This is a genomic window from Amycolatopsis sp. NBC_01286, assembly GCF_035982555.1.
Classification (GTDB): Bacteria; Actinomycetota; Actinomycetes; order Mycobacteriales; family Pseudonocardiaceae; genus Amycolatopsis.
Map to the genome: position 1 here is coordinate 5066006 of NZ_CP108428.1, position 17896 is coordinate 5083901.

Annotated in this window: 17 protein-coding genes; 9 read left to right on the plus strand and 8 right to left on the minus strand. The window is 70.7% G+C overall.

Annotated features, from left to right (window positions below):
- Positions 1-32: 32 nt before the first annotated feature.
- The gene (locus OG570_RS48325) at positions 33-434 is read right to left on the minus strand and encodes a putative leader peptide (RefSeq protein WP_442788303.1); all 402 of its coding nucleotides are present in this window, start codon (positions 432-434) and stop codon (positions 33-35) included.
- Between OG570_RS48325 and hemW the strand changes: the two genes are divergently transcribed.
- Positions 389-1621 carry a radical SAM family heme chaperone HemW gene (gene hemW / locus OG570_RS24220; RefSeq protein ID WP_442788304.1) on the plus strand — a complete coding sequence of 411 codons (1233 nt, stop codon included), beginning with the start codon at positions 389-391 and terminating at the stop codon, positions 1619-1621. The two genes, OG570_RS48325 and hemW, sit on opposite strands and share 46 nt — an antisense overlap.
- A gap of 70 nt (positions 1622-1691) precedes the next feature.
- Complete coding sequence (locus OG570_RS24225) at positions 1692-2612, plus strand: NADP-dependent oxidoreductase (RefSeq protein WP_326959478.1); 921 nt, start codon at positions 1692-1694, stop codon at positions 2610-2612.
- Between the two features lie 3 nt (positions 2613-2615).
- Here the strand turns inward: OG570_RS24225 and OG570_RS24230 are convergent, their stop codons facing one another.
- The gene (locus tag OG570_RS24230) at positions 2616-3323 is read right to left on the minus strand and encodes a TetR/AcrR family transcriptional regulator (protein WP_326959480.1); all 708 of its coding nucleotides are present in this window, start codon (positions 3321-3323) and stop codon (positions 2616-2618) included.
- A gap of 114 nt (positions 3324-3437) precedes the next feature.
- Between OG570_RS24230 and OG570_RS24235 the strand changes: the two genes are divergently transcribed.
- The 4 genes from OG570_RS24235 to OG570_RS24250 all read left to right on the plus strand — a co-directional run bounded on the left by OG570_RS24235 (position 3438) and on the right by OG570_RS24250 (position 6305).
- Positions 3438-3854, plus strand: coding sequence for an SgcJ/EcaC family oxidoreductase (locus OG570_RS24235; RefSeq protein WP_326943295.1), 417 nt, complete (start codon positions 3438-3440; stop codon positions 3852-3854).
- Positions 3851-4186, plus strand: a complete 336-nt coding sequence (locus OG570_RS24240; RefSeq protein WP_326959482.1) for a hypothetical protein — start codon at positions 3851-3853, stop codon at positions 4184-4186. The genes OG570_RS24235 and OG570_RS24240 overlap by 4 nt, the downstream gene beginning before the upstream one ends.
- 67 nt (positions 4187-4253) lie before the next feature.
- Positions 4254-5066, plus strand: coding sequence for a siderophore-interacting protein (locus tag OG570_RS24245; protein ID WP_326943293.1), 813 nt, complete (start codon positions 4254-4256; stop codon positions 5064-5066).
- Between the two features lie 9 nt (positions 5067-5075).
- Positions 5076-6305: a serine hydrolase domain-containing protein gene (locus OG570_RS24250; protein ID WP_326959484.1), complete on the plus strand. Its 1230-nt coding sequence runs from the start codon at positions 5076-5078 to the stop codon at positions 6303-6305.
- Here the strand turns inward: OG570_RS24250 and OG570_RS24255 are convergent.
- The 6 genes from OG570_RS24255 to OG570_RS24280 form a co-directional block, all read right to left on the minus strand.
- Positions 6287-7438, minus strand: a complete 1152-nt coding sequence (locus OG570_RS24255) for a type I restriction endonuclease (protein ID WP_326959486.1) — start codon at positions 7436-7438, stop codon at positions 6287-6289. The two genes, OG570_RS24250 and OG570_RS24255, sit on opposite strands and share 19 nt — an antisense overlap.
- A gap of 118 nt (positions 7439-7556) precedes the next feature.
- On the minus strand, positions 7557-9011 hold the full coding sequence (locus OG570_RS24260) for an alpha/beta hydrolase (RefSeq protein ID WP_326959488.1): 1455 nt from the start codon (positions 9009-9011) through the stop codon (positions 7557-7559).
- A gap of 142 nt (positions 9012-9153) precedes the next feature.
- Positions 9154-10152, minus strand: coding sequence for a TIGR03842 family LLM class F420-dependent oxidoreductase (locus OG570_RS24265; protein WP_326959490.1), 999 nt, complete (start codon positions 10150-10152; stop codon positions 9154-9156).
- Between the two features lie 9 nt (positions 10153-10161).
- The gene (gene hydA / locus OG570_RS24270; protein ID WP_326959492.1) at positions 10162-11544 is read right to left on the minus strand and encodes a dihydropyrimidinase; all 1383 of its coding nucleotides are present in this window, start codon (positions 11542-11544) and stop codon (positions 10162-10164) included.
- Positions 11544-12326 (minus strand): nitrilase-related carbon-nitrogen hydrolase, encoded by a 783-nt coding sequence (locus OG570_RS24275; protein ID WP_326951613.1) that lies wholly within the window; start codon positions 12324-12326, stop codon positions 11544-11546. Before OG570_RS24275 ends, hydA begins: the two co-directional genes overlap by 1 nt.
- Before the next feature lie 10 nt (positions 12327-12336).
- Positions 12337-13890, minus strand: coding sequence for an NCS1 family nucleobase:cation symporter-1 (locus tag OG570_RS24280; protein ID WP_247055099.1), 1554 nt, complete (start codon positions 13888-13890; stop codon positions 12337-12339).
- Between the two features lie 247 nt (positions 13891-14137).
- Between OG570_RS24280 and OG570_RS24285 the strand changes: the two genes are divergently transcribed.
- From OG570_RS24285 to OG570_RS24295, 3 genes are all read left to right on the plus strand, one after another.
- On the plus strand, positions 14138-14830 hold the full coding sequence (locus OG570_RS24285; protein WP_247055097.1) for a response regulator transcription factor: 693 nt from the start codon (positions 14138-14140) through the stop codon (positions 14828-14830).
- A complete protein-coding gene (locus tag OG570_RS24290; protein ID WP_247055095.1) occupies positions 14827-15846 on the plus strand; it encodes a HAMP domain-containing sensor histidine kinase in 1020 nt (339 codons plus the stop codon). The genes OG570_RS24285 and OG570_RS24290 overlap by 4 nt, the downstream gene beginning before the upstream one ends.
- A gap of 456 nt (positions 15847-16302) precedes the next feature.
- Complete coding sequence (locus OG570_RS24295; RefSeq protein WP_326959496.1) at positions 16303-17793, plus strand: DUF4153 domain-containing protein; 1491 nt, start codon at positions 16303-16305, stop codon at positions 17791-17793.
- Positions 17794-17896 lie beyond the last annotated feature (103 nt).

The window sequence follows — 17896 nt, forward strand, 5'->3', positions numbered from 1 at the left end:
GTCCAGATTTCGTGGCAGTGGTGGCGACGCAGTCAGCGAACGGGCACGCAGAGGGCACTGGCGACCCGCAGGAGGTCGACGTGGCGGCGTGCCACGAGGAGAACACCGGCAGAAGTCACCCGCTCAGCGTGCCACGCGTCCACAATGTGGTCCAGGCCTGTCCGGATGGTGGGAGAAGGGTCACTAACCAGCGAGAATGCGCCGCCCGGCGGACCCGCGACCTGCGCCTGGGAGGCGCCGGGCCCGCCGCAGTCGGTGTCAACCGCTCGACGGCCGGGTCGGTCGGGGCCGGACAGCGCAGTGGCTCTCGTCCGGCTCGGCGCGGGCGGCGGCGCGGTGAGCGGTGTTGACCCGAACGGGCCCTCGGCTGGGGTCCGGCCGAGGCGGGGTGGACAATCGGAGGGTGCCTGACCTGCGTCCCGACCCCGCCACACCGATCGACCCGGCCCTGCCGGAAAGCGCGCTGAAGGGTCTCGGCAGCAGAGCGTTCGGCGTCTACGTGCACGTCCCGTTCTGCGCGACCCGCTGCGGCTACTGCGACTTCAACACCTACACCGCGGGCGAGCTGGACTCCGGCTCGTCCCCGCAGTCGTGGCTGGAAGGGCTGCGCCGGGAGCTGGAGCTGGCCGCGAAGGTGCTGGTCGTGCCGCCCGCCGCGGAGACGGTCTTCGTCGGGGGCGGCACGCCGTCGCTGCTCGGCGCCGACGGGCTGCGGTCGGTGCTCGACGCCGTCCGCGACGTCTTCGGCCTCGCGCCCGGCGCCGAGGTCACCACCGAGTCGAACCCGGAGTCGACGTCGCCGGAGTTCTTCGCCGGGATCCGCGAGGCCGGGTACACGCGGGTGTCGCTGGGCATGCAGTCCGCGGCCCGGCACGTGCTCAAGATCCTCGACCGCGTGCACACGCCCGGCCGGCCGGGGAAGGCCGCCGCGGAAGCGCGCGCGGCCGGGTTCGAGCACGTGAACCTGGACGTGATCTACGGCACGCCGGGCGAGCGCCGCGAAGACCTGCAGGCGACGCTGGAGGCCGTGCTGGCCGCCGGGGTCGACCACGTCTCGGCGTACGCGCTGATCGTCGAGGAGGGCACGGCGCTGGCCCGCCGCGTCCGCCGCGGTGAGCTGCCCGCCCCGGACGACGACGTGCTGGCCGCGGACTACGAGATGATCGACGCGACGCTGTCGGCGGCCGGCCTGAGCTGGTACGAGGTGTCGAACTGGGCGGCCACCGACGCCGCCCGCTGCCGCCACAACCTCGCCTACTGGCGCGGTGACGACTGGTGGGGCGCCGGGCCGGGCGCGCACAGCCACGTCGGCGGGGTGCGCTGGTGGAACGTCAAGCACCCGGCGCGCTACACGTCGCTGCTCGCCGCCGGCGACTCGCCCGCGGGCGGGCGCGAGGTGCTCACCGACGACGACCAGCACCTCGAACGGATCATGCTCGAGCTGCGCGTCGCCGAAGGACTGCCGCTGGACGTGCTGGACGAGCCGGGCCTGGCGGAGGCCCGCGCGGCGGCGGCCGAAGGGCTGCTCGATCCGTCCGCATTGGACTCCCGCGGCCGCGCGGTGCTGACCGACCGCGGCCGCCTGCTGGCCGACGGTGTCGTCCGCCGGCTTGCGGGATGAGGCCGTCCCGGGCATAAATCTCCGGCGCACGTCGTTACTTGCATCAAGCAACGACGTTCGAGGAGGGCCCATGGCGCGCGCGATCAGGTTCGGCGAGTACGGCGAAGCGGACGTCCTGCGGGTGGAAGACGTCCCGCGGCCCGCGCCCGGACCGGGCCAGGTGCTCGTCGAGGTCCGCGCCGCCGGGATCAACCCCGGGGAGAGCTCGATCAGACGCGGTCTGCTGCACGACCGCTGGCCGGCGACCTTCCCTTCGGGCCAGGGCAGCGACTTCGCGGGCGTCGTCGCCGAACTCGGCGAAGGCGTCGAGGAGATCGAGGTCGGCGACGAGGTCATCGGCTTCGTCGAGACCCGGTCCAGCCAGGCGGAGTTCGTCGTGGCGCCGGCGGAGAACCTGACGCCGCGCCCCGACGGCGTGTCCTGGGAAGCGGCCGGTTCGCTGTTCGTCGCCGGTGCCACCGCGTACGCCGCGGTGCGCGCGGTGTACCCGCGCGAAGGCGAGACGGTCGTCGTCTCGGGGGCCGCGGGCGGGGTCGGCTCGCTGGCCGTCCAGCTCGCGAAGCTGTCCGGAGCCACGGTGATCGGCCTCGCGAGCGAAGCGAACCACGCGTGGCTGCGCAAGCTCGACGTCGTCCCGGTCGCGTACGGCGAGGGCGTCGAAGACCGGATCAAGGCCGCGGCGCCGAACGGCGTCCAGGCGTTCGTCGACACCTACGGCTCCGGCTACGTCGACCTCGCGCTGCGCCTCGGCGTCTACGCGGGCCGGATCGACACGATCATCGACTTCGCCGCGGCCGAGAAGTACAACGTGAAGGCCGAGGGCAGCGCCGCCGCGTCGTCGGCGGACGTCCTGCGCGAGCTGGCGACGCTGATCGCCAAGGGCCTGCTGGAGGTGCCGATCGCGAGCGTGTACCCGCTCGACGAGGTGCAGCACGCCTACCTCGAGCTGGAGCAGCGCCACACGCGCGGCAAGATCGTCCTGGTCCCCTGACGCTCACGTGTTCCTGGCCGCGACCACCTTCACCCCGGCCAGGAACACGTCGAGCGCGAACTCCAGCCGCTCGGCCGCGGTCTCCTCGGTGAAGAACTCGCCCATGAGCAGCATGTTCGGGAACGCGTCCGCGGGCAGCGACCGCATGTAGGCCAGCATCTGCTTCCCCCGCTCGGAGACGTCGTCGGCGTCGATCTCGCCCCACGTCCAGCCGCTCGCCTCGTAGGCGTACGCCTTGGCGTAGAGCGAAAGCGCGTCGCCCGCGAAGCTCGCCTGCTTGAGGTCGAGCCCGCCCGCGCGCAGCAGCGCGAGCATCGCCTCGCCCTGGTGCAGTGAGCTGGGGTTGACCGGCACGGCGATGTTCCACGCCACCCGGGCGATGCCCGGGTGCGCGACCATCGCCCGGATCTGCGCCCCGACCAGCTCCTTCACCTGCTCGTCCCAGCGGGCCGGGTCGGGCTCCGGCAGCGGCAGGTCGCCCAGGACGGCGTCGAGCATCAGCTCCGCCAGCTCGTCCTTGTTCGACACGTGCGCGTAGAGCGACGCGGGTCCCGTCTCCAGCTCCTGCGCGACCCGGCGCATCGTCACCGCGTCGAAGCCCTCCTTCGCCAGGATCTCCAGCGCCGTCTTGACGACGAGCTCCTGCGAGAGCGCGGGTTTCGCGGCGCGGCGGCGCGGGGCGCGACGCCACGGCGGCGGGGGAACGGTCAACGAGCACCTCCAGGTCCTGTTCACGAACGTAACGAACACTGTACTTGACGCGAACGGCGTTCGTATGTAGAACGGTGTTCGTAACACGAACAGCGTTCGCGAAGGGGATCTCTCATGACCACGACCACCGCCGAAGCCGACGTCCGCGCCGTGCTCGACCGGCTCACGCAGGCCTGGAACGACGGCGACGCCACCGCGTACGGCCGGCTCTTCACCGAAGACGCGGACTACATCACCTTCTTCGGGCTGAACATGCCCGGCCGGGCCGCGATCGAGAGCGGGCACCGCGCGCTCTTCGAAGGGCCGTTGAAGGGCTCGAAGCTGACCGGGAACCTCGGCGCCGAGACCAAGGTGCGGTTCGTCCGGCCGGACGTCGCCATCGCCGTGGTGGGCGGCGGCTCCTCGCTCGCCGGCGGCGAGACCGCCGACGCCGGCCGCGAATCCACCGTCGGTTTCGCGCTGGTCCGGGAGGACGGCGAATGGCTGATCACGGCGTTCCAGAACACCCGCGTCTCGGATCCGCGCGGGTGAAAACGCTTGCGGAGGCGGCCGGGGTGGTTCCGCGGCCGCCGGACGAGGTGTTCGAACGGCTGCGCGGGTGGCTGACCGCGGGCGGTCACCCGATGCGCATGGACGTCGACGCGGACCGCGGTTTCGTCGCCGTGCAGGGCGGCTGGTGGTACCGCGGCGAGTACCGCGTGACCGCCGATCCGGCCGGGAGCCGGGTCGAGCACCGGGTGGTCAACGCCGCCGAATGGGGCCGGTGGGGCGTGCCGCCGGCCAACCGGTTCTTCCTGGGGTACCGCGAAAAGGTGGCTGCCGGATTCGCCGGGTTGCTGCGGGAGCTGTGCGGCCCGGAGTAGCCGGGGGCGCGATCCGGCGCGTAGGGTGACTTAGGTAAGCCTTAGTACCTGAGCGAGGAGTTGGCCGATGGCCGAAGCACCCCGGCGGTCCGGACGGCCCGCGGTGAAGCTGCGTGTGCTGCGCACCGAGCGGCTCACCCCGCACATGATCCGGATCGTCGCGGGCGGGGACGGCATCGCCGATTTCGCGCCCAACGCCTTCACGGACGCCTACGTGAAGGTCCTGTTCAAGGTGCCCGGGGTCGTGTACCCGGAGCCGTTCGACGTGCAGGAGATCCGGGCCACGCTCCCGCGCGAGCAGTGGCCGCGGATGCGGTCCTACACGGTCCGGGCGTTCGACCCGCAGGCCGGCGAGCTGGTCTTCGACTTCGTGCACCACGGTGACGAAGGCATCGCCGGCCCGTGGGCGGCCTCGGCGCAGCCGGGTGACGAGCTGCTGCTGTCCGGCCCGGGTGGCGCGTACGCGCCGGGCGCCGACGCCGGCTGGCACCTGCTGGCCGGCGACGAGAGCGCGCTGCCGGCCATCGCGGCGTCGCTCGAGGCGCTCCCGGCCGGCGTCCCGGCGCACGCCGTGATCCTGGTCGAGGACGCGAGTGAGGAGCAGGCGCTGGTCACGAAGGCGGACGCGCAGATCACCTGGCTGCACCGCGCGTCGGGTGGCGACGTCACCGCGGCGGTGAAGGCGCTGCCGTGGCGTGAGGGCGTCGTGCAGGCGTTCGTGCACGGTGAGGCGGGTTTCGTCCGCGACCTGCGCCGGTACCTGCTCGACGAGCGGGGCGTGCGGCGCGAGCTGCTGTCGATCTCCGGCTACTGGCGCGTCGGCAAGGACGACGAAGCCTGGCGCGAGGAGAAAGCGGCCGAGCGCGCGCGGGAGAAGTAACCTCGCTGCATGGGTGAGCTGAAGGTAGACGTCGACCCGGCCGAGGCCGGGTTCGACGCGGTGCGGCTGAAGCGGATCGACGACCACTTCGCCCGGTATGTCGACAATGGACGGTTGCCCGGCTGGCTCGCGGTGGTGAGCAGGCACGGCAAGGTCGTGCACGTCGGCAGCGGCGGCCATCGTGACGTCGAGGCCGGGCTGCCGGTCGAGCCGGACACGCTCTGGCGGATCTTCTCGATGACCAAGCCGATCACGTCGGTCGCCGCGATGATCCTCGCCGAAGAGGGTCTCCTGGAGCTGGACGACCCGATCTCGCAGTGGCTGCCGGAGTTCGCGTCGCCGCGGGTGTTCGTCAAGGGATCGGCGCTGAAGCCGCTGACCGAGCCCGCCACGGCCCCGATCCGGGTGTGGCACCTGCTGACGCACACGGCGGGCCTGACGTACGGCTTCCACCACGGCCACCCGGTGGACGCGATCTACCGCGCGGCCGGCTTCGAGTGGGGCACCCCGCCGGGCCTGGACCTAGCCGCGTGTTCCGAGCAGTGGGCGAAGCTGCCGCTGCTGTTCCAGCCGGGCGCGGAGTGGAACTACTCGATCGCGACGGACGTCCTCGGCCGCGTCGTCGAGGTGGTGTCGGGCCAGTCGCTGGACGAGTTCTTCGCCTCCCGCGTCTTCGGCCCGCTGGGCATGACGGACACGGGCTTCTTCACCACCGACACCGACCGCCTGGCGGCGATGTACCTGCCGGACCCTTCTTCCGGCGGGATCTTGCGGAACGACGCGTTCGGAGCACTGGGCACGTCCCGCCCCTCGTGCCTCTCCGGCGGCGGCGGCCTGGTGTCGTCGGCGACGGACTACTGGCGTTTCTCCGAAATGCTGCTGCGTGGCGGAGTTCTCGACGACGTCCGGTTGCTGTCCCCGCGGACGGTGTCGTTGATGTCGAGCAACCACCTGCCGGGCCACGTGGACCTGGAGGCGTACGGTCGCCCGTTGTTCGCGGAAATGCCGTTCGACGGGCACGGCTTCGGCCTCGGGTTCTCGGTGCTGGAGGACCCGGTGAAGGCCCGGACGATCTCGTCGGCCGGCGAGTTCGCCTGGGGCGGCGCGGCTTCGACCGCGTTCTGGGTGGACCCGGCCGCGGACATCACGGTGGGCTTCTACACACAGCTGCTGCCGTCGAGCACCTACCGGCTGCGGCCCCAGCTGCGGCAGCTGGTCTATCAAGCACTCGTGGACTGAGGTTCCTCGACGACGTCGGCGGCGATCGGGGGCGCGGCCACGTACCGCGCCACCGTTCGTCGCAGGTGGTCGGCGTGGGTGTAGATCTCCTCGACGCTCGTGATCGGGATCCGGGTCTCGGCCTTGTTCTCGTCGAAGACGCCGAGGTACTTCTTCGAGCGGTTGAACCACAGCCGGGCGATGGGCTTGCGGTTGTTGTCGTCCAGCAGCACGCCGAAGTAGGTCTTGGTGTCGCGGGCGGCGATCCTCGCGGCCGGCACCTCGCCGCAGACGATGGCGCGGACCACCCGGTAGCCCTCCAGCTCTTCCTCGGTGGTGACGAGGTCGTCCTCCCGGTCGAGGCTCTCGGCGACCGGCGGTTCGGGTTGCGGCGCGGTGTCGGTGCCGGCTCCGGTGGAGACGCTGACGTAGGCGTCGGGCCCGCCGAGGGCGTTCTTCAGCCGGTCGTTGACCTGCTCGTTCAGGAACTGGCGGGTCGCCTTGCTCACCAGCGGGCCGAACTGCTCGCGCACGCGCTGGGTGAACGCTCCTTCGTAGACCCGCGTCGTCAGGAACTTCACCCACTCGTCCTCCGGCTCCTTGAACTGCGCCGCGAGGATGCGCTTCAGCTGCCCGATGTACTTCAGCTCGCCGGCCGCGCTGATGACCGAGTCGAGGTCGAAGTCCTCCTTCGTGAGCTTCGCCAGTTCGGGCAGGAGGGTCTCGTCGATGTCCGAGAAGTCCATGACCAGGAACGGCTTGGCGTCCATCCGGTTCGGCGCGTCGAGGTCGGTGTAGAACTGGTAGACCTGCCCGTTCGTCAGCACGGCGATCCGCGCGTTCGTGACGGCGAAGTAGCGGAAGAGCTGCGACGCGTGCTCGATCTTGAGCGGGTCGTTGATCTTCTTCGCCTCGACGAGGACCTGCACCTGCCCGTTGTGCACGATCGCGTAGTCGATCTTCTCGCCCCGCTTGGTGCCCACGTCGGCGGTGAACTCGGGGATCACCTCGGCCGGGTTGAACACGTCGTAGCCGAGCACGGTGCTGATGAACGGCATCACGAAGGCGTTCTTGGTCGCCTCTTCGGTCTCGATGCCGTCCTTGTGCTTGCGGATCTTCAGGGCGAGTGCTTGCGCGCGCTCCGCGATGTCCATGCCGGTGCCGATCTCTGCGGGAACTGATCAAGCGCCAGAGTCGCCGCGGCCGTCCGGTCTGTTACAGGTCGTGAGTGAGAAACAGTGTTCTAACACTGTTTCCCACTCACGACCGGCGTCAGCCGAACGGGCCCTGGTCCGGGGCGCAGACCGCGCCTCGCGCCGGGACCGCGCCCGTCAGGAAGTAGGTGTCCAGCGACTTGTCGACACACGCGCTCTTGCCGCGGGAACCGTGGCCATACGTGTCCAGCGTCAGCAAGCGGGCGTTGGCCAGCAGCTTCTCCGTGCGCTGCGCGCCGTCGTACGGGGTTTCCAGGTCGCCCTGCTTGTTGGCCAGCAGGAGGATCGGGGCTGTCGGGCGGTTCCACGGGCCCGTGTAGCGGCCTAGGTCCGCGACGTCCCAGGTTGCGCACGGCAGCGTCTTGTAGACGTCGTACGGGCCGAAGCCGCGGCCGACTCGGTCGGCTGCGCGGGCGTATCCCGCCCAGACCGCCGGGTCACGTGGGTTCGCCGCGTCCGAGCACAGGGTTGCGCCGCCGCCCAGCATCGAATCGACGTCCGGGGGGCCGCCGGCGGACGCCGGGGCGAGCGACGATGGGTCTGCCAGCGCGGTGAGGAACGCCGCCAGCTGCGGGGCCGCCTGGGCGTCCGTCAAGTAATTGTGGATCTGGGCGATCGCGCTCTGGTACGTGACGGCGACCTGGCGACCGTTGGTGTCCGTCACCGTGATCGGGCCGGTCGCCAAGCGGTCGAGGATGGCGGGGTAGTCGAAGGTGCAGCGCGCGGCGCAGGCGTCCAAAAAGGACTGGAGCGCCCGCGGGCCGTCGACGTAGCCCGCCAGGCGGTAGCTCATCGGGCCCGCGCCGGTCGCCCAGCGCGACGGGTCGTCGACGGCGTCCAGGGCCAGCGTGCCGACGCGGCCGGGGAACAGGTTCGCGTACGTCTCGCCGATGTACGTGCCGTACGACTTCCCGTAGTAGCGCAGCTTCGGCTCGCCGAACGCGGCGCGCAGCCGGTCCAGGTCGCGGGCGATCGTGCCGGTGGACAGGTGGTTCGCCAGCGGCCCGGCGTTCTGCTCGCACAGGTCGGTCACGGTCCGGGTGTCCGCGATCTGCTGCTGCTCGGCGGCCGGCGTCAACGGGAACGTCCCGAGGGCGCGTTGCAGCACCTGGATCTGCGACGGGTCCGTGAAGCAGTGGATCTTCGCACTCGCCCCGACGCCGCGCGGGTCGATCCCGACGATGTCGTAGCGGGTGTGCAGGAAAGGCGTCAACGCCGGGGCGAACCGGCCGGACGAGCCGGGGCCGCCGGGGTTGTAGAAGATCGTGCCCAGCTTGTGGGCCTGGTCGGTGGCGGGCAGACGGCCGATCGCCACCGACACCGTCCCGGCCGAAGGGTCCTGATAGGACAGTGGGACGTCGAGGCGCCCGCAGTCGTACCCGCCCGGCGAGCCGGTGGGGCAGGTTTCCCAGACGATTCCGGCGGGGCTCGCCTCTGCCGCGGGCGCGAGTGCGCCCACCGCGAGCGTGGCGGCCCCCAGAGCCAGCGCAGCACGGAGTTTCGGAGATTTCATGGGCCCGATCGTCCCGCCGCCGGGACCGGGGGCGCGCTGGTGCGCACCCCCGGAACCGGGGTGGGGCAAGCCCTACGAACGCCGAAAGCCGTGAAGGCCTCCTTCGCGGCCATAAGAGCCGGTAAGGAGGCCTTCACGGCTTTCAGGCGGTCAGCTTCGGGATGATCTGCGACCCGTAGGACGCGAGGGTCGACTCGCGGTCGTCGTGCATCAGGTACAGCGAGAACTGGTCGACGCCCAGCTCCGCCAGCTCCTGCAGGCGGGAAACGTGCGCCGAAGGCGGGCCCAGCAGGCAGAAGCGGTCGACGATCTCGTCCGGGACGAACTCCGTCGACGGGTTGCCCGCCTTGCCGTGGTGGCTGTAGTCGTACCCCTCCCGCTCGCGGATGTAGTCGGTCAGCTCCTTCGGCACCGCACCCGACGAGCCGTAGCGCGCGACGAGATCGGCGACGTGGTTGCCGACCATCCCGCCGAACCAGCGCAGCTGCTCGCGCTGGTGCGCCAGGTCGTCGCCGACGTACGCCGGGGCCGCGACGCAGATCGTGATGCCGCCCGGGTCACGCCCGGCGGCGCGCGCCGCGTCCCGCACCGCGCCGATCGTCCAGCGCGCGATCGCCGGGTCCGCGCACTGCAGGATGAAGCCGTCGGCGTGCTCGCCGACCGTCTTCAGCGCCTTCGGCCCGTAGCCGGCCATCCACATTTCCAGCCGGCCGTTGCGGATCCACGGGATCTGCACGGTCGTGTCGTTCATCTCGACGGCCCGCCCTTCGGCGAGCTCCTTGACCACGTGCATGCAGTCGCGCACGGTGGCCAAAGTGGACGGTGGCTTCCCGACGACCCGGTGCGCGGAGTCGCCGCGGCCGATGCCGCAGACCGTCCGGTTGCCGTACATGTCGTTGAGCGTGGCGAACGTCGACGCCATCACCGACCAGTCGCGGGTGCCCGGGCTGGTCACCATCGGCCCGACCACCAGCGACGACGTCGCGGCCAGGATCGCCGAGTAGATGACGAACGGCTCCTGCCACAGCACGCAGGAGTCGAACGTCCAGCCGTAGCGGAACCCGGCGTCCTCGGCGTCCTTCATCAGCCGCACGACGTCCCGCGCGGGCGGGTCCGTCTGCAGCACGATCCCGAAGTCCATGGACCGCTCCTAGTTCAGGTACTGGTTCAGCGAGCGGGACAGGAACTTGCCGTGCGACGTCGACCCGGTGAACCCGTCCGGCGACACGACAACCCGCCCGCGGGACAGCACCGTGTGCACACGACCAGTCAGCTCGAACCCTTCGTACGCCGAGTAGTCGACGTTCATGTGGTGCGTCTCGGCCGACAGCGTCTGCGTCGCCGTCGGGTCGTAGACGACGATGTCGGCGTCCGAACCCGCGGCGATCACGCCCTTGCGCGGGTACAGCCCGAACATCCGCGCCGGCGTCGCCGAGCACGTCTCGACCCAGCGCCCGAGCGTCAGCTCACCCGCGACGACGCCCTGGTGCAGCAGGTCCATCCGGTGCTCGACGCCGGGCATGCCGTTCGGGATCGCCCGGAAGTCGCCGCGGCCCAGCTCCTTCTGATCCTTGAAGCAGAACGGGCAGTGGTCGGTCGACACCACGGACAGGTCGTTCGTCCGCAACCCGCGCCACAGGTCGGCCTGGTGCGACTTCTCCCGCAGCGGCGGCGAAGCGACGTACTTCGCGCCCTCGAAGTCCGGCTTCGCCAGGTCCTCGATGGACAGGTAGAGGTACTGCGGGCACGTCTCGGCGAAGACGTTCTGCCCCTCGTTGCGTGCTTCCGCCACAGCCGCAAGCGCTTGCGACGCCGAGAGGTGCACGATGTAGAGCGGCGAGCCGGTGACCTTCGCGAGCTGGATCGCCCGTGACGTCGCCTCGCCCTCCAGCTCCGGCGGCCGGGTCAGGCCGTGCTGCACCGGGTCGGTCTTCCCGGCGGCCACCGCCTGCGCGGCCAGCTGGTCGATCGCGATGCCGTTCTCGGCGTGCATCATGATCGTGGCGCCGATTTCACGCGCTTTCTGCATGGCCAGCAGGATTTCGCCGTCGGTCGAGTAGAACACGCCCGGGTAGGCCATGAACATCTTGAAGCTGCCGACCCCGGCGTCGACGCAGGCTTCCATCTCCTTCAGCGACTGGTCGTTGACGTCGGAGACGATCATGTGGAAGCCGTAGTCGATCGCGCAGTTGCCGTCGGCCTTGGTGTGCCACTTGTCCATCGTGGACAGCAGCGACGTGCCCTTGGCCTGCACGGCGAAGTCGATGATCGTCGTCGTGCCGCCCCAGGCCGCCGCCGTGGTGCCGGTGGCGAACGTGTCGACCGAGTGCGTGCCGCCGAACGGCATCTCCATGTGCGTGTGCGCGTCGATCCCGCCGGGCAGCACGTACTTGCCGGTGGCGTCGATCGTCTCGTCGCCGGACAGCGTGCCGGGCGCGCCGACGGCGGCGATGGTCTCGCCGTCGACCAGCACGTCCGCCGGCAGAGCGCCCGACGGCGAGACGACCTGACCGCCCTTGATGAGCGTGGTCATCAGGCCTCCGTGAGGGGGCCGTAGGTGTCCGGCCGGCGGTCGCGGTAGAACGCCCACAGGTCCCGGACCTCGTCGACCAGGGTCATGTCGAGGTCGCGGATGACGACCTCGTCGTCGGTGTCGGACGCGGCGTCGCCGATCAGCTGGCCGCGCGGGTCGGCGAAGTACGTCTGGCCGTAGAAGTCGTTCTCGCCCAGGGGTTCCACGCCGACGCGGTTGATCGCGCCGACGAAGTACTCGTTCGCCACCGCGGCCGCCGGCTGCTCCAGCTTCCACAGGTACTGCGACAGGCCGCGGCTGGTCGCCGACGGGTTGAACACGATCTTCGCGCCCGCCAGGCCCAGCGCGCGCCAGCCCTCCGGGAAGTGCCGCTCGTAGCAGATGTAGACGCCGATGCGGCCCACGGCGGTGTCGAACACCGGGTAGCCCAGGTTGCCGGGCCGGAAGTAGAACTTCTCCCAGAACCCCTTGACCTGCGGGATGTGGTTCTTGCGGTGCTTGCCGAGGTACGTGCCGTCGGCGTCGATCACCGCGGCGGTGTTGTAGTACACGCCGGGCTGCTCGACCTCGTACATCGGCACGATCAGCACCACGCCGTGGCGCTCGGCGACCTCCTGCATGAGCTTGGTCGTCGGCCCGTCCGGGATGCCCTCGGTGTAGGAGTAGAACTCGGTGTCCTGCACCTGGCAGAAGTAGGGGCCGTAGAACAGTTCCTGCAGGCAGACGACCTGGGCGCCCTGCGAGGCGGCGGAGGCGATGTGGTCCACCGCCGCCTTGATCATGGACTCCTTGTCACCCGTCCACCGCTGCTGGATCAATGCGGCTCGGACCACGCTCACTGGCTTCCTCCTTGTTCGATGATGCGGACAGGGCGGCGAAGACGACGAACGCCGAGACGAAGCCGACCACCCAGTTGTAGTCGTAAAGCGGCTTGAGGAACGGGATGAGCCCGCTGTCGGGGAACGGCCCGCCGTAGGCACCACCGACCGAAAGAACGGCTCCGACCAGCGTCGCGACCAGCGCGCGCCAGTTCCAGCCGCCGCTGAACCAATACACCCCATCGGGTGTGTAAAGGTCCTTCAGCTTGAGCTTCGTGCGGGCGATCACCCAGTACCCGGCCACCAGCACGCCGGCGACCGCGCCGAGCAGGCCGCCGTAGAAGCCGAGCCACGCGAAGATGTAGATGTTCGGGTCGGAGTAGAGGCGCCACGGCTGGATCAGGATGCCGATGACGCCGGTGATCCCGCCACCGATCGCGAAGGTGATCTTCTTCGGGAAGGCGTTGGAGAAGTCGTAGGACGGGCTGACGACGTTGGCCGCGAGGTTCGCCGAGATCGTCGCGAGCACCAGCGCGACCAGCGCGACGACGACCACGACCGGGCTGGTGAACTTGTCGGCCAGCTGCGCCGGGTCCCAGATGTCCTCGCCGTAGAGCACGTGCCCGCCCGACGTGGTCAGGATGGCGACGATCGCGATGAACGTCATCGTCGTCGGCAGGCCGAGGATCTGGCCGCGGACCTGCTTGCGCTGGCTGCCGCCGAAGCGCGTGAAGTCCGGCATGTTCAGCGAGAGCGTCGACCAGAACGCGATCATCGCCATCAGGGACGGCGCGAACACCTTCCAGAAGTCCGGGCCCCAGCCGAGCTTGCCGCCGTCGGCCAGGATCGGGCCGAGCCCGCCCGCCTTGACCAGCACGTAGCCGAGCATGATCAGGAAGCCGACCGACACCAGCGGCGCCGTCCAGTTCTCGAACCGGCGGACCGCGTCCATGCCGCGCCAGATGATCAGCATCTGGCCGATCCAGAAGACCACGAAGGACAGCCAGAGCGTCCAGTGCTGCCCGGCGATCTCCGGCGCGTCCCGCCACCACGAGCCGAGCAGGCGCCCGAGGATGACGTAGATGGCCTCGCCGCCGACCCAGGTCTGGATGCCGAACCAGCCGCACGCGATGAACGCCCGCAGCAGCGCGGCCAGGTTGGCGCCGCGCATGCCGTAGAAGGCGCGGGCGAACACCGGGAACGGGATGCCGTACTTCGTGCCGGCGTGGCTGTTGAGCAGCATCGGCGCCAGCACGACCAGGTTGCCGATGGTGATGGTGATGAGCGCCTGCACCCAGTTCATGCCGAGGGCGATCAGCGACGCGGCCAGTGCGTAGCTGGGGATGTTGTGAGCCATCCCCATCCAGAGCGCGAAGTAGTTGTAGGTGGTCCAGGTTCGCTTTTGGACGGGGACAGGGGCCAGTTCGTCGTTGAAGAACCGGCTGCCTTCGAGAGACCGGACGTCACCGGGTTCGAGCTCGACCCGGCCGTCCTCGTGCACGCGCTGGTCTGCGGGTGTCGGCGCCATTGCGGAATCTTCCGCGCCGGTGCGCGCGGGTGGCATTGGCAGACTGTTCACTCTTCGCCGCGTCGGAACGCAGACTGTCGATTGCGTTCACGTCGTGGCAATGCATGACGTACGTCACACATCACGCCGTAGTCCTCACGCAACCTCTTCGCAACACGCAGGCCCCGTGACCTGCCGGTTCACGTCTCCACAGGATCTCCACAGTTCGCGCCGACCGTCTCCACCTCCGGTGCTTAAAGTCGCCCCTATGGAACTGGGTGGACGGCGCGTGCTGGTCGTCGAGGACGACGTCACGATCGCCGCGTCGATCGCGGCCCGGCTGCGGGCCGAAGGGTTCACCGTGGACGTCGCCCACGACGGGCCGGCCGCCGTCGAGGCCGAAGCTTCGCTCGAGCCGGACCTGGTGGTGCTGGACGTGATGCTCCCGGGCTTCGACGGCCTGGAGGTCTGCCGCCGGATCCAGGGGCGGCGGCCGGTGCCGGTGCTCATGCTGACCGCGCGCGCCGACGAGACGGACATGCTGGTCGGGCTCGGCGTCGGCGCCGACGACTACCTCACGAAGCCGTTCTCGATGCGCGTCCTGACGGCCCGCGTGCACGCGCTGCTGCGCCGGGTCGAGCGGTCTTCGTCCGCGCACGGTGCGCGGATCGTGCTGGGCGACCTCGAGATCGACGTCGACCAGCGGCGCGTCGCCCGGGCCGGGGTGGCGGCGCAGCTGACGCCGATCGAGTTCGACCTGCTGGTGCACTTCGCCCGGCGGCCGCGGGTGGTGCAGCCGCGGGAACGGCTGCTCTCGGAGGTGTGGGCCTGGGACGTGCACGGCACGTCCGCGGGGACGCGGGCGGTGGACAGCCACATCAAGGCCCTCCGGCGGAAGCTCGGCGCGGACCTGATCCGCACGGTGCACGGCGTCGGCTACGCGCTGGAGGCGGGATCGTGAAGCGCGTCATCGTGACGGTGGCCGAGCTGCTGCCGCGGCCGCTCGACCGCGTCCGGTCGATCAAGCTGAAGCTGGCGATCCTGATGCTCGCGTCCGGCGGGGTCGCGTTCGCGTTCTTCAACTGGCAGATCGGCTGGCTGCCGCCGAAGACGACGATCACCGCGATGGTGCTGGCGTTGGTGCTCTCACAGGTGCTGGCGCACGGGATGACCCGGCCGCTGCGCGAGATGACGGCGGCCGCGCGGGAGATGGCGAAGGGCGACTACACGCGTCGCATCCGCGCCACCACCCGCGACGAGGTGGGCGAGCTGGCGCAGGCGTTCAGCCAGATGGCGGGCGACCTCGGCGACGCGGACCGGCAGCGCCGCGAGCTGGTGGCGAACGTGTCCCACGAGCTGCGGACGCCGATCACGGCGTTGAGCGGGGTGCTCGAGAACCTCGTCGACGGCGTCGAGGACCCGGACCCGGCGACGTTGAAGACGGCGTTGCAGCAGACCGAGCGGCTGGCGACGCTGGTCGACGAGCTGCTGGACCTGTCGCGGCTGGACGCGGGCGCGATCCCGCTGCACAAGACGTCGTTCCCGCTGGCCGCGTTGTTGTCGGACGTCGTCGGCGAGGCGGCTTTCGCGGGCCGCGGGGTGCGGTTCGAGGTGGCGGTGACGCCGCCGGAAGCGGTGGTGACGGCGGACCGCGGCCGGCTGTTCCAGGTGGTGGCGAACCTGCTGGAGAACGCGGCCCGCCACGGCCCCGCGGGCGGCGTGGTGCGGATCCTCGCGGAGACACGGGTGGGCGAGGTGCGCATCGACGTGTGCGACGAAGGCCCGGGCATCGCCCCGGCGGACCGCACGCGGGTCTTCGAGCGCTTCACGCGCGGCGAGCGCCCGACCGGCGGCGGCACGGGGCTGGGACTGGCGATCGCCCGGTGGGCGGTGGAGCTGCACGGCGGGTCGATCGGCGTGGTGGAGCCATCGGCGGGAACCGGCGGCCGGATCCGGGTGACCCTCCCGACGGCCTGAGTGCCGGGGGTCGTGAGTGAGAAACAGTGTTCTAACCCTGTTTCTCACTCACGAGAACGCGAGCACAGCGGCATCTGACATTTGCGAACGTGAACGCGAGTACGCGAGAAAGCAGGCGAAATGCCCAAGTCCAGTGTCGGCGGCGGCGGCGTGCCACGGGGGAAGCGCTCGGCCGGGCCTCGAGTGGCGGAGACGCCGGAGGGTTCGGCCGGTTCGGCCGCGCGGGTTGACGCGACCGCGGCGGGGAGGGGTGGCGCACGGCGGGGTGGTGCAGCGGCCGGTGGCGGGCCGGAACTTGGTGCGGCTGTGGGGCGCGAGCCAGAGATGGGCGGTGGGCCGGGGTCGGCTGCGGGAGCGGTGGGTGGCGTAGGCGCTGCGGGGAGTGGCGGTGCGCGGCCGGGTGCCGTTGCCGGTGGTGGGCGGGGATTTGGTGCTGCCGTGGGGCCGGAACCAGGGATGGGTGGTGGGGCGGGGGCGGGTGGTGGCGTCGCCGTGGCTGCGCCGCCGGTGTTGATGCGGCCCTTGCCGCCGCGCAAGTCTGCTGTGGTGCCACTGCCTCCGGCCGTGTTGCCGGCCGCCGGGGTGGCTGGGGTCGTTGCCGCGCTGGTGCTGCCTGTCTGGCGGCCCGGGATCGGGTGGCTGCTCAGCGGGATCGCCGTCGTCGGGGCCGTCGTCGTCGCCGATCGGCGGGCTCGGGACGGCCAAGACGGGACCTTCACCTGGCGCAACGCCGGGTGGGCCGCCCTCTCCCTCGCGTTGCTGAGCATGGGGGCGATCCGGGCGTCCGGGTGGCTGTTCGCCCTCTGCGTGCTGGGGGCCGTCGTCAGTGGATCGTTGGCGCTGGTGGGGAAGCGGACCGTCCACACCGTTCTCTACGACGTGCTCGCCGTTCCGCTCGAAGCGCTGCGCGCGGTTCCGTGGGCCGGGCGCGGACTCGGGAAGTTCACCGCCCGCCGCGACGGTGTGGCCCGGCGGATCGCGCTCGCCGTGCTGGCCGCCGCGGTGCTCGTCGCCGTCTTCGTGCCGCTGCTCGCCAGTGCCGACGCCGCCTTCGCCGCGCTTGTCCGCGCGATGATCCCCGACCTCAGCGTCGCGACCGTCGCGCGGTGGTGTCTCGTCTTCGTCGTCGCCGCGTCGGTCGTCGCCGGGTCCTGTTACTTCCTCGCCGCGCCACCGCCTCGGGCGACCGCCGACCGTCCATACCGGAGCAAGTACGGTCTGGAGTGGACAGTCCCGCTCTGCGTCCTCGTGCTGCTCTTCAGTGTCTTCGTCGCGGTCCGGCTGGTGGCGCTCTTCGGTGGCACCGAGTACGTCCTGCGCACCAGCGGCCTGACCGCGGCCGAATACGCCCGCGGCGGCTTCTGGCAGCTCTGCGCGGTGACGGTGCTGACGCTCGCCATCGTCGCCGCCGCGCTGCGCTGGGCGCCGGACGTCACCCGGGCCGACCGGCTCCGCCAGCGTGTCCTGCTCGGGGCGCTGAGCGGCCTCAGCCTGGTGCTCGTCGGGTCCGCGTTGAGTCGCATGTGGACCTATCAGGAGGCCTACGGCTTCACGGTGTTGCGGCTGCTGGTCGAAGTCTGCGAGCTGTGGTTCGGCGCGGTTTTCGTGCTGGTGATCGCTTCGCTGGTCAAGCTGCGCTCGACGTGGCTGCCCCGCGCGGCCATCGGCACCGCCGCCGCGGCGCTGCTGACGCTCGCCCTCCTCGATCCGGAACGGCTCATCGCCGACGCCAACCTCGACCGCGCCGCCGCCGGAAAGCCCCTGGACCACAGCTATCTCGAGGGGTTCTCGACGGACGTCGTCCCGGTCGTCTCGGCGCGGCTGCCCGAGCCGGTGCGCACCTGCGTGCTGCGGCGGATCCTCGCCGACGACACCCCGGACGGCTGGCCCGCCTGGAACCTCAGCCGCTCCACGGCGCGCGAGGTCACCCTCGGCCGGTGCGGCTGAACCGAACGGCGCGTTCGTGCGTGGTCCATGAGGTCGAGCGGGAGCCACCGGGCCGTCGTGGGGGCGGCCCGGCGGCTCCCGCGCGCGAAAACCGATGAAACCC

What these genes read in the sequence shown, in the direction of transcription:
- OG570_RS24225 (WP_326959478.1), top strand. Translation starts at nt 1,692, where the DNA reads ATGGCGCGCGCGATCAGGTTCGGCGAGTACGGCGAAGCGGACGTCCTG.
- OG570_RS24235 (WP_326943295.1), top strand. Translation starts at nt 3,438, where the DNA reads ATGACCACGACCACCGCCGAAGCCGACGTCCGCGCCGTGCTCGACCGG.
- OG570_RS24245 (WP_326943293.1), top strand. Translation starts at nt 4,254, where the DNA reads ATGGCCGAAGCACCCCGGCGGTCCGGACGGCCCGCGGTGAAGCTGCGT.
- OG570_RS24250 (WP_326959484.1), top strand. Translation starts at nt 5,076, where the DNA reads ATGGGTGAGCTGAAGGTAGACGTCGACCCGGCCGAGGCCGGGTTCGAC.
- OG570_RS24255 (WP_326959486.1), bottom strand. Translation starts at nt 7,438, where the DNA reads ATGGACATCGCGGAGCGCGCGCAAGCACTCGCCCTGAAGATCCGCAAG.
- OG570_RS24260 (WP_326959488.1), bottom strand. Translation starts at nt 9,011, where the DNA reads ATGAAATCTCCGAAACTCCGTGCTGCGCTGGCTCTGGGGGCCGCCACG.
- OG570_RS24265 (WP_326959490.1), bottom strand. Translation starts at nt 10,152, where the DNA reads ATGGACTTCGGGATCGTGCTGCAGACGGACCCGCCCGCGCGGGACGTC.
- hydA (WP_326959492.1), bottom strand. Translation starts at nt 11,544, where the DNA reads ATGACCACGCTCATCAAGGGCGGTCAGGTCGTCTCGCCGTCGGGCGCT.
- OG570_RS24275 (WP_326951613.1), bottom strand. Translation starts at nt 12,326, where the DNA reads ATGATCAAGGCGGCGGTGGACCACATCGCCTCCGCCGCCTCGCAGGGC.
- OG570_RS24280 (WP_247055099.1), bottom strand. Translation starts at nt 13,890, where the DNA reads ATGGCGCCGACACCCGCAGACCAGCGCGTGCACGAGGACGGCCGGGTC.
- OG570_RS24285 (WP_247055097.1), top strand. Translation starts at nt 14,138, where the DNA reads ATGGAACTGGGTGGACGGCGCGTGCTGGTCGTCGAGGACGACGTCACG.
- OG570_RS24295 (WP_326959496.1), top strand. Translation starts at nt 16,303, where the DNA reads ATGGGTGGTGGGGCGGGGGCGGGTGGTGGCGTCGCCGTGGCTGCGCCG.